The sequence below is a fragment of the Plasticicumulans sp. genome (assembly GCF_035331805.1).
GTDB lineage: Bacteria > Pseudomonadota > Gammaproteobacteria > Competibacterales > Competibacteraceae > Plasticicumulans.
The window spans coordinates 6,724-16,049 of the sequence record NZ_DAOLKE010000051.1 but is presented as its reverse complement, the minus strand read 5'-3'; the positions used below and the strand labels follow the sequence as shown (position 1 = coordinate 16,049).

General features: G+C 71.1%; 10 protein-coding genes. 2 read left to right on the top strand and 8 right to left on the bottom strand.

What is annotated here, in order from left to right:
* The 4 genes from PKE44_RS05950 to PKE44_RS05935 all read right to left on the bottom strand — a co-directional run.
* Nucleotides 1-314, bottom strand: a 314-nt coding sequence (locus PKE44_RS05950) for a thiosulfate oxidation carrier complex protein SoxZ (RefSeq protein WP_324549027.1), incomplete at its 3' end; no start/stop codon positions are given.
* Nucleotides 315-319: 5 nt separating this feature from the next.
* Nucleotides 320-769 (bottom strand): thiosulfate oxidation carrier protein SoxY, encoded by a 450-nt coding sequence (locus PKE44_RS05945; RefSeq protein WP_324549025.1) that lies wholly within the window; start codon nt 767-769, stop codon nt 320-322.
* A 2-nt stretch (nt 770-771) separates the two neighbouring features.
* The gene (locus PKE44_RS05940) at nt 772-1,200 is read right to left on the bottom strand and encodes a universal stress protein (RefSeq protein WP_324549023.1); all 429 of its coding nucleotides are present in this window, start codon (nt 1,198-1,200) and stop codon (nt 772-774) included.
* A gap of 44 nt (nt 1,201-1,244) precedes the next feature.
* Nucleotides 1,245-1,979: a TerC family protein gene (locus PKE44_RS05935; RefSeq protein ID WP_324549021.1), complete on the bottom strand. Its 735-nt coding sequence runs from the start codon at nt 1,977-1,979 to the stop codon at nt 1,245-1,247.
* A 310-nt stretch (nt 1,980-2,289) separates the two neighbouring features.
* On the opposite strand from PKE44_RS05935, the gene PKE44_RS05930 reads away from it, so the two are divergent.
* Nucleotides 2,290-3,696 (top strand): FAD-linked oxidase C-terminal domain-containing protein, encoded by a 1,407-nt coding sequence (locus PKE44_RS05930; RefSeq protein ID WP_324549019.1) that lies wholly within the window; start codon nt 2,290-2,292, stop codon nt 3,694-3,696.
* A gap of 55 nt (nt 3,697-3,751) precedes the next feature.
* Here PKE44_RS05930 and yedA read toward each other — a convergent pair whose 3' ends face one another.
* The 4 genes from yedA to PKE44_RS05910 form a co-directional block, all read right to left on the bottom strand.
* Nucleotides 3,752-4,657, bottom strand: coding sequence for a drug/metabolite exporter YedA (yedA, locus tag PKE44_RS05925; protein ID WP_324549017.1), 906 nt, complete (start codon nt 4,655-4,657; stop codon nt 3,752-3,754).
* A gap of 257 nt (nt 4,658-4,914) precedes the next feature.
* Nucleotides 4,915-6,303: an amino acid permease gene (locus tag PKE44_RS05920; RefSeq protein WP_324549015.1), complete on the bottom strand. Its 1,389-nt coding sequence runs from the start codon at nt 6,301-6,303 to the stop codon at nt 4,915-4,917.
* An 82-nt stretch (nt 6,304-6,385) separates the two neighbouring features.
* Nucleotides 6,386-6,763: a RidA family protein gene (locus tag PKE44_RS05915; protein WP_324549013.1), complete on the bottom strand. Its 378-nt coding sequence runs from the start codon at nt 6,761-6,763 to the stop codon at nt 6,386-6,388.
* 385 nt (nt 6,764-7,148) lie between these two features.
* Entirely contained in the window at nt 7,149-8,729 is a 1,581-nt protein-coding gene (locus tag PKE44_RS05910) for a sigma 54-interacting transcriptional regulator (protein ID WP_324549011.1), read from the bottom strand.
* Between the two features lie 136 nt (nt 8,730-8,865).
* Between PKE44_RS05910 and PKE44_RS05905 the strand changes: the two genes are divergently transcribed.
* Nucleotides 8,866-9,326, top strand: a 461-nt coding sequence (locus PKE44_RS05905) for a DUF2726 domain-containing protein (protein ID WP_324549009.1), incomplete at its 3' end; no start/stop codon positions are given.

The window sequence follows — 9,326 nt, the reverse complement described above, 5'->3', positions numbered from 1 at the left end:
CCGCTCGCCTCGTTGCCGCCGGTGTCGCGCCAGCGCACGCGCACGGTCTCCCCGGGCGCACCGCCGCCAAACGCGAAGTGATGGAAGGGGTTGCGGGCGATGCCGGGGCCGAAGTCGGCCTGCAGCAGCTCGTGCGTCCGGCCGTCGGCTGCGATCCGCTCGACGATCAGCGTGTCGATGTACAGCGCCGGGATCGGGGCGCCGCTGTCCGGGTCGCGCTCGCGGCCGGTGTGCATCGGGTGGCGGATCAAAAGCCGCACCTCGGTGCGACCATCGAGAAACCGGGCTTCGATGCGGACCGGATCGGGGCTCATCGTCGTCAGCCGCAGGCGCCGGTGCCGACCTCGACACGGGTTTCGGCGTACAGCAGCGCGCCGTCGGCCAGCTCGGCGACTGCGCAGACCCGGCCGCTGGCAGCGAGCTTGATGCGCAGCGCCAGCCAGGCTTCGACGCCCTCGCCGAAGCGCCAGCGCCCGAGCAGCGGCACCGGGTTGTGCTCGGCGAACAGCGTCAGCGCGAGGACCGGGCGGCTGCGCGCGTCGATGCGCAGCGGCACCTGCGCGGCGTTGTCGGCGCTCTGCGGGGCTTCGATCCTCAGGGCGGCATCGCGCAGGCGCGGACGATCGCCGTACTGCGCGCGCAGCGCATCCTCGAGGCTCGTCGCCGCAAAGGCCGTCAGCGGCCGGCCCTCCCGGGCCGCGGCACGCGCGGCCAGCCATGCGGCCGGCAGCGCGGCGAGCCATGCGAGCAGGCGCCGGCGGCTCGCCATGTTCAGTCGAGCACGGTGACCGGGATGCGGCACTGCGCCTGCACGTCCTCGCAGACCGAGCCGAGCAGCAGGTGCGTCAGCGCCGCCTGCGGATGGCGGCGCATCACGACGAGGCCGAAGTGCTGTTCGTGCGCGAAGCGCACGATGGTCTCGGCGAGGTGACCGACGATGACGTGGCAGAGCGGCTCGACGCCGGCCGCCCGGCACTGCGCGAGCGACGGCGCCAGCGCCTGCTCGCCCTCCTCGCGGTGCCAGTCATGCAGGGTGCGGCCGTCGACGAGCAGCTTCGCGTGGCAGGACTCGACCGGCAGGCGCACGTGCAGCAGATGCAGCTCGCCGCCGCGCTCCGCGACGATCGCAAGCGCGTGCGCGACCGCATCGGCGCTTTCGGGCGTGCCGTCCACCGGCACCAGGATCTTCGAAACGCTCATGTCGGCAACTCCCGGGGGCAGCAGGCGATCGGGTGCGGCGGGCGTCATTCGTCGCGGCGCGCTTCGGACAGCAGGTCTTCGAGCGGAGCCGGCGCGGCGCGTCCGGCGCGCGCCGCGAGCTGGCGGCCGATCAGCACGACGGCGAGCGCCCCGACGAGGCTGGCCGGCCAGTGTGCCCAGTCCGGCGCGTCGAACCCGAGGCGTTCGAGCAGCGGATCGTGGACCGCCAGCCCGCCGGCGATCCAGCCGAGCAGCGCCCCGCCGATCACGATGATGACCGGGAAGCGGTCCATCAGCCGCAGCACGAAGTGGCTGCCCCAGACGATGATCGGCACGCTGACGAGGATGCCGAACACCACCAGCGCCAGCTCGCCGCGCGCCGCAGCGGCGACGGCGACGACGTTGTCGATGCTCATGACCGCATCGGCAACGATGACGGTGCGCACCGCCGCAAGCAGCGTCGTGCCGCCCTCGATGCCGTCGTGACCGTCGTCGGCCTCGGGCTGCAGCAGCTTGATGCCGATCCACAGCAGCAGCGCCGCCCCGATCAGCTTCAGGCCCGGCACCAGCAGCAGCTGCAGCGCGAACGCGATCATGACGATGCGCAGCACGATGGCGCCGGCCACGCCCCAGCGCACGCCGAGCCGGCGCTTGTCCTCGGGCAGGCGCCGGCAGGCGAGCGCGATGACCACGGCGTTGTCGCCGCCGAGCAGGATGTCGATGGCGATGATCTGCAGCACGGCGAACAGCCAGCCGCCGATGCCTTCGAGTTCAGGCATGGCGCGTCTCCCCGACGCGCGTGGCGTCAAGCATATGGATGGATGACATTCGGTACGGCTCCGGCAGCACCGGCGCACGGTGCCTGAGCTGTAAAGCGCGCGATTGTGAACGCGCGGGCGGTCCGGAACAAACGCCGGACGCACCAGATGCCCCGGCACGACCGTGCCGCAAGCGTTGAGGGCAGGCGTCCCGGGCTTCAGCAGATTCAGACGCCCGATGCCGGTCACCGATACGTGCGACCCTGCCCGGCGGTTTCAGGGCCGCGTAGACTAGCCGGTCGCCCGATCCGCGCGCCCCGAGCCTGCCGCCATGTACAACGCCAACGCCCTGCCACCCGATCTGCTCGATGAACTGCGTGCGCTGCTCGGCGATCGCCTCTCGACCGGGCTGGCGGTGCGCGAGCATCACGGCCGCGATGAATCGAGCCATCCGGCGGCGCTGCCCGATGCCGTGGTCTGGCCCGAAACCACCGAGGAAGTCTCGACCATCGCGCGGCTCTGCCATGCCTTCCGCGTGCCGATGATCCCGTTCGGCGTCGGCAGCTCGCTCGAAGGCCACGTGATCCCGCTGCACGGCGGCGTCAGCATCGACCTGTCGCACATGAACCGCATCCTGGCGCTGCACGTCGAGGATCTCGACGCCACCGTGCAGGCCGGCGTCACGCGCAAGCAGCTCAACGCCTGGCTGCACGATTCCGGGCTGTTCTTCCCGATCGATCCGGGTGCCGATGCGACCCTCGGCGGCATGACCGCGACGCGCGCCTCCGGCACCAACGCCGTGCGCTACGGCTCGATGCGCGAGGCGGTGCTGGCGCTGACCGTCGTGCTCGCCGACGGGCGCGTGATCCACACCGGCACGCGCGCGCGCAAGTCGGCGGCCGGCTACGACCTGACGCGGCTGTTCGTCGGTTCCGAAGGCACGCTCGGCATCGTCACCGAGATCACCGTGCGCCTGCACCCGCATCTGGAGGCGATCTCGGCTGCGGTCTGCGGCTTCCCGGACGTGGCCTCGGCGGCGCGCACGGTGATCCAGACCATCCAGACCGGCGTGCCGGTGGCGCGCGCCGAGCTGCTCGATGCGCTGTCGATGCGCGCGATCAACGCCCATTCGAAGACGAACTGGCCCGAGGTGCCGACGCTGTTCTTCGAGTTCCACGGCACCGAAGCCGGCGTCGCCGAACAGGCCGAAACCGTGCAGGCGCTGGCGCACGAGCACGGCGGCACCGACTTCCGCTGGGCCACGCGTCAGGAAGAACGCACGCAGCTCTGGGCGGCGCGCCACGATGCCTACTTCGCCTGCCTGCAGCTTCGGCCCGGTTCGCGCTCGCTGACCACCGATGTCTGCGTGCCGATCTCGCGGCTGGCCGAATGCATCGAGGCCACGGCCGCCGATGTCGCCGGCATGCCGATGCCGGTGCCGCTGCTCGGCCACGTCGGCGACGGCAACTTCCACCTGCTGGTGCTGACCGACCCCGACAGCGCCGCCGAACGCGAGGCCGCGCACGCGCTGTCACACCGCCTGGTGCTGCGCGCGCTGGCCATGGGCGGCACCTGCACCGGCGAGCACGGCGTCGGCTTCGGCAAGATGGGCTACCTCGCCGAGGAACACGGCGAGGCGCTCGACGTGATGCGCGCGATCAAGCACGCGCTCGATCCCTACGGGCTGATGAATCCGGGCAAGATCGTCGAGACCGAGCCGCAGGACGCACGGCGCTGACGGCGCGGCGACTTGCGAAGCCTCCGGCCGCCCCGCCCCATCCCGGCCGCGGCATTCATGCCTGCCGCTCGCCGGCCCGTGTGATCAGCACGACCGCAGCCAGCACCAGCGCCATCGCCACGTAACCGCCGGCGCTGATCGATTCGCCGCCGAAGCTGACGCCGAGCAGCACCGCGATCACCGGGTTCACGTAGGCGTAGCTGGTCGCGAGTGCCGGACGCACGCGGCTGACCAAATACATGTAGGCGCTGAAGCCGACGATCGAGCCGAACACGACCAGATAGCCCCAGAGCCACGGCGTCGCCGGATGCAGCGGCCAGCCGATGCGCTCGCCGGTCACGAGGCCGGCGAGCACGAGCACGCCGCCGCCGACCAGCATCTCGGCCGCAAAGCCGCTCGCACCGGGCGGCAGCCTCAGGCGACGCGACAGCATCGAGCCGTAGGCCCACAGGGCGGAGGCCGCCAGCAGCACGAACGCCCCGCGCGGTTCGGCGCGGAAGTCCTTTTCGAGGGCGAGCAGCGCCACGCCGAGGAAGCCGATGCCGATGCCGATCCATTCGGCGCGCCGCGGCCACTGCCCCCAGCAGCCGTTGATCAGGGCCGCCCACAGCGGCACGGTCGCGACCACGACCGCGGCGAGTCCGGAGCCGACCCACTGCTGCGCGACCGCGACGCCGCCGGTGCCGCCGCCGAGCAGCAGCACGCCGACGATGCCGGCATCGCGCCAGCCGCGCCGGTCCGGCCACGGCACGCCGCGCCAGCGCAGCCACGCGAACAGCAGGACCGCGGCGAGCATGCCGCGGCTGCCGATCTGCAGGAACGGCGGGATGTCGACGAGCACCAGGCGCATCGCCAGATAGGTCGAGCCCCAGATCACGTAGACGGCGGCGAGCGACAGCACGATGGCCGGGGCGAGGCGCAGCGGCGCGGCTGCGGGAAGGGCGAGCGTGGAATCGGTCATGACGGTGAAGGGCGGGGTGCGCAGGGGCCGGCATCATCCGCCCGCCGTGCGAAGGCTGGCGATGGGCGCGGCGCATGGCCGGAGAACGGCGATCGGGGTGGCGAAGCGGCCCGGAGCTGCGTCCGGCTTCGTGCCGGCCTGCCGCGGTGGCGGCGCCCGTACGCCGGCAGCCGGCCTTCTGCAGACATCGCGGGCTTGCAGCAAAGACGGCGGGGCGGCCTTGCGCCGCCCCGCCACCAGCCTGCGCTGCCGTGCGATCAGCTCGCCGTATCCGCCGCCAGCGCAGCCGGCAACGACCCGGACTGCGGGGCACTGCGGTGATGGCCGAGCACGTGGTACAGCACCACCAGCAGCACCAGCCAGAGCGGACCGACGTAGAGCGCGATGCGGGTATCCGGGAACCAGGCCAGCAGGCCGACGACCAGCGCCAGGAAGCCGAGGCTGAACCAGGCGCTGTACGGCCACCACGGCATGCGGTATTCGGCCGGCGCGCCCTTGAGGGTGCGGAAGCGCAGCTGCGAGCACAGGATCATCGCCCAGGTCCACACCGCGCCGAAGGTCGAGATGCTGGTGACCCAGACGAACACCTTCTCGGGCACGAGGTAGTTCAGCAGCACGCCGATCAGCAGCATCGCGCTGGAGCCGAGGATCGCCCAGACCGGCACGCCACCGCGCGACACCCGGCTGAACACCGGCAGCGCCTGGCCCTGCTCGGCCAGATTGAACAGCATGCGCCCGGTGCTGTAGATGCCGCTGTTGCACGAGGACAGCGCGGCGGTCAGCACGACGAAGTTGATGATGCCGGCCGCACCACCGATGCCGACCTTCTGGAAGGTCAGCACGAACGGGCTGCCCTGCGTACCGATCTCGTTCCACGGATACAGCGCCATGACCACGAACAGCGCGCCGACGTAGAAGATCAGGATGCGCCAGAACACCGAGTCGATCGCGCGCGACAGCGCCTTCTTCGGGTCCTTCACCTCGCCGGCGGTCAGGCCGATCATCTCGATGCCCAGATACGCGAACATCACCATCTGCAGCGACATCAGCACGCCGGTCACGCCGTTCGGCAGGAAGCCGCCGTGTGCCCACAGGTTGGAGATGCCGACCGCCTCGCCGCCGTTGCCGAGGCCGAAGAAGATCACGCCGCCGCCGATCAGGATCATCGCGACGATCGCGACGACCTTGATCGCCGCGAACCAGAACTCGAACTCGCCGTAGGCCTTCACGGCGATCAGGTTCACCGCCGTCATCGACACGAAGGCTGCGAGCGCCCACAGCCAGGCCGGCGAGCCGGGGAACCACATCTGCATGTAGATGCCGACGGCGGTGATCTCGGCCATCGCCGTGACGATCCACAGGAACCAGTAGTTCCAGCCGGTCAGGTAGCCGGCCAGCGGGCCGAGGTATTCATGCGCGTAGCGGCCGAAGGAGCCGGCGACCGGCTGGTTGATCGCCATCTCGCCGAGCGCACGCATGATGAAGAACATCGCGAGGCCGCCGATCGCATAGGCGATCAGGATGGCCGGGCCGGCGAGCTTGATCGCCGCGCCCGAGCCGAGGAACAGCCCGACGCCGATGGCGGCGCCGAGGGACATCAGCGTGATGTGTCGTTGTTCGAGACCACGATGCAGGGTGGCTGCCATGGTGTTGCTCCGCTAGGTGGTGCCTGCAGGAAGAACCGCCCCGGTCTGTGGGTGCCGGGTGCGGAAAGGCGGCGCGCGGGGATCAGCCCGGCAGCCGCACGATGGCTTCGATCTCGACGCGCGCATCGCGCGGCAGGCGCGCGACCTGCACGGTCGAGCGCGCCGGCCGGTGCTCGCCGAAGTGCCGGGCATAGACGGCGTTCAGACGCGGGAAGTCGTCGAGGTCGGCGACATAGACGGTGGTGCGGATCACGTCGGCGAAGCCCGCGCCGGCGGCCTCGATCACGGCGCGCAGGTTCGCGAGCACCTGCGTGGTCTGGACCTCGATGTCGCCGGCGACGAAGTGGCCGTCGGCATCGAGCGGAATCTGGCCGGACGTGTACAGCAGGCCGGCGGCGATGACGCCCTGCGCGTAGGGGCCGATCGCGGCCGGCGCGGCGGGGGTGGAAACGATCTGCATGGGATTCGGGCTCCGTGGATCGGGACGGCCCCCGGACGGGAGGCGTAACCATCCTTGGCAATCCCGATGCCAGGCATCAGAAACGCTTGTATTTCAGCAGCTTGAAGGATTTTTGCTCGATCCGGCGCCGGACCTTCCGTACACGATCGAATACAGCAGACGGCCGGCCACCGGCAGAACCGGCATCAAGTTGATCCGGATCAATGACTTGATCGGCAGGGAAGCTTCTGTAAGCGATTGGCTACGCGTATGCGTCCGGCTACAGATGCGCCGGGTCCGCTGTCCATCCGCTTTCGGCAAGGGTGATGCCAGATAATATGATGGTATAAAAATTAATCAAACCAAGCTTCCAGCCTTTCCATCCGGCCGTCCGGAACGCCCGCCTTCAGGACTCCCGACCGATCCGGTACTTGCGCAGCTTCTTCGCGATCATCGTGTGCGAGGTGCCCAGATGCGCGGCGAGCCGGCGGCTCGACGGGAACTGCGGCCACAGCCGGGCCAGCAGTTCGCGCTCGCAGCGCTCGACGGCCGCGAACCAGCCATCGCCCGCCGGATCGCCGGAAAAAGCCGCCACCGGCACCGCCGGTGCGGACGGCGGCCCTTCCTCGCCGGCGTGGATCGCGTTGTCGGCGAGTTCGAAGTCGGCGGCTTCGAGCACGCTGCGATCACTCATCGTCACGGCCCGGAACACGACGTTCTCGAGCTGGCGGACGTTGCCGGGCCAGAGGTGCTGCCTGAGCAGCGCGGCGGCACTCGTGCCGATCCGGCACGGCGGGCGCCCGGTCTGGGCGCAGGCGCGCACCGTGAAATGCCCGGCCAGCAGGCGGATGTCGTCGCCACGCTCGCGCAGCGGCGGCACGGTCAGCGTGAGCACGTTCAGCCGGTACCAGAGGTCCTCGCGAAAACGCCCTTCCGCGACCATGCGTTCGAGGTCGCGGTGCGTGGCGCTGACGATGCGCACGTCGACGCGCTGCTCGCGGCTGCCGCCGACGCGCCGGAAGCTGCCGTCGTTCAGGAAGCGCAGCAGCTTGGCCTGCAGGTACGGCGACATCTCGCCGATCTCGTCGAGGAACACCGTGCCGCGGTCGGCGAGTTCGAGCAGGCCGGGCTTGCCGCCGCGCTGCGCGCCGCTGAAGGCACCGGGCGCGTAGCCGAACAGCTCGCTCTCGGCGAGGCTCTCGGGCAGCGCCGCGCAGTTGAGCGCCAGGAACGGCGCGCCGCGCCGGCGGCTGGCGTGATGGCAGGCGTGGGCGATGAGTTCCTTGCCGGTGCCGGTCTCGCCGAGGATCAGCAGCGGCGCCTCGACCGCTGCGACGCGCGCGGCCCGGGCCTTCAGCACGCGCATCGGCGGCGAGTCGCCGAGCAGGCGCTCGAAGCCGCCTTCGTCGGGGTTCTGCAGCGCGTGCAGGCGTTCGCCGATGCGGCTCGGCGCGTGCAGCGTCAGCACGCCGCCGGCAACGCGGCCGTCGGCCTCGGCCAGCGGTTCGACCTGCGCGAGGAAGGCCGCGCCTTCGAGCTGGACCTCGCGGATCGGCAGCCGGAAGCCGTTGTCGCGCAGTTGCGCCTGCAGGCCGGGTTCGCCGAACAGCGCATCGAGTCCGACGCCGGCGAGCGCCGCTTCCGGCCGGCCGGCAACCCCGGCGGCGGCCGGGTTGGCGAGCAGCACCGCACCGTGCTCGTCGAGCCCGAACACCGGATCGGCCATCGCGCCGAGCAGCGCATCGAGCTGCAGCTGCCGGCGCAGGCCGGGCAGCACGTCGATCGGCGTGATGGTCTCGACGCCGGCGACGGCGATCAGCGCCTGCACCAGCGCATCGAGCGCGCCGGCATCGAGCCCGGGCGCATCGACGTACAGGTAGGGCGGCCCGACCTCGACGGCGACGACGTTGAGCCGGCGCCCGGCCAGCACGGCGAGGATCTCGTGGGCGATGCCGACGCGGTCGGCGAAGCGGATGGCGAGGCGCATGGCGCGCCAGTGTAGCCAGCGGCCCCGGCAAAGCGGCGTGCGGATGGCTGCATGCCGCGCAGGCGCCGGGTTACGCTGCGCGCCGGCCGCGCCGCTGCGTGCGCCCCATCCCCCTGCCCTCGCCTGACCGCCCCCGATGCCCGCCCTGTCCGACCTGCCGCCCGGCACGCCCGTCATCGCCGGCGTGCTCGGCCTGATCCTGTTGCTGCTGCTGTTCGCGCTGCGCGGTCGCGGTGCGCGCAAGGCCTACCGGCGCGCCGGTCCGCTGTTCACGGCGGCCGAGAAGCGTTTTCTCGATGCGCTGGAGCGCGCCGTCGACGGCCGCGCGCGCGTCTACGGCAAGGTGCGGCTCGCCGACCTGCTGACGGTGCGCGACACGGTCACCGGCAAGCACTGGTTCCGGGCCTTCAACGCCATCGCCTGCAAGCACGCCGATTACGTGCTTTGCTCGCTCGACACACTGGAGCCGCTGCTCGTCATCGAACTCGATGACAGCAGCCACGCCCGGGCCGACCGCCGCCAGCGCGATGCCTTCGTCGACGAGGCGCTGACCGGGGCCGGCATTCCGGTGCTGCACGTGCCGGTGCAGTCGCGCTA

Bases quoted from the DNA above. Each gene is read 5' to 3' on its own strand.
- PKE44_RS05945 (WP_324549025.1), bottom strand. From the start codon at position 769: ATGGCGAGCCGCCGGCGCCTGCTCGCATGGCTCGCCGCGCTGCCGGCC.
- PKE44_RS05940 (WP_324549023.1), bottom strand. From the start codon at position 1,200: ATGAGCGTTTCGAAGATCCTGGTGCCGGTGGACGGCACGCCCGAAAGC.
- PKE44_RS05935 (WP_324549021.1), bottom strand. From the start codon at position 1,979: ATGCCTGAACTCGAAGGCATCGGCGGCTGGCTGTTCGCCGTGCTGCAG.
- PKE44_RS05930 (WP_324549019.1), top strand. From the start codon at position 2,290: ATGTACAACGCCAACGCCCTGCCACCCGATCTGCTCGATGAACTGCGT.
- yedA (WP_324549017.1), bottom strand. From the start codon at position 4,657: ATGACCGATTCCACGCTCGCCCTTCCCGCAGCCGCGCCGCTGCGCCTC.
- PKE44_RS05920 (WP_324549015.1), bottom strand. From the start codon at position 6,303: ATGGCAGCCACCCTGCATCGTGGTCTCGAACAACGACACATCACGCTG.
- PKE44_RS05915 (WP_324549013.1), bottom strand. From the start codon at position 6,763: ATGCAGATCGTTTCCACCCCCGCCGCGCCGGCCGCGATCGGCCCCTAC.
- PKE44_RS05910 (WP_324549011.1), bottom strand. From the start codon at position 8,729: ATGCGCCTCGCCATCCGCTTCGCCGACCGCGTCGGCATCGCCCACGAG.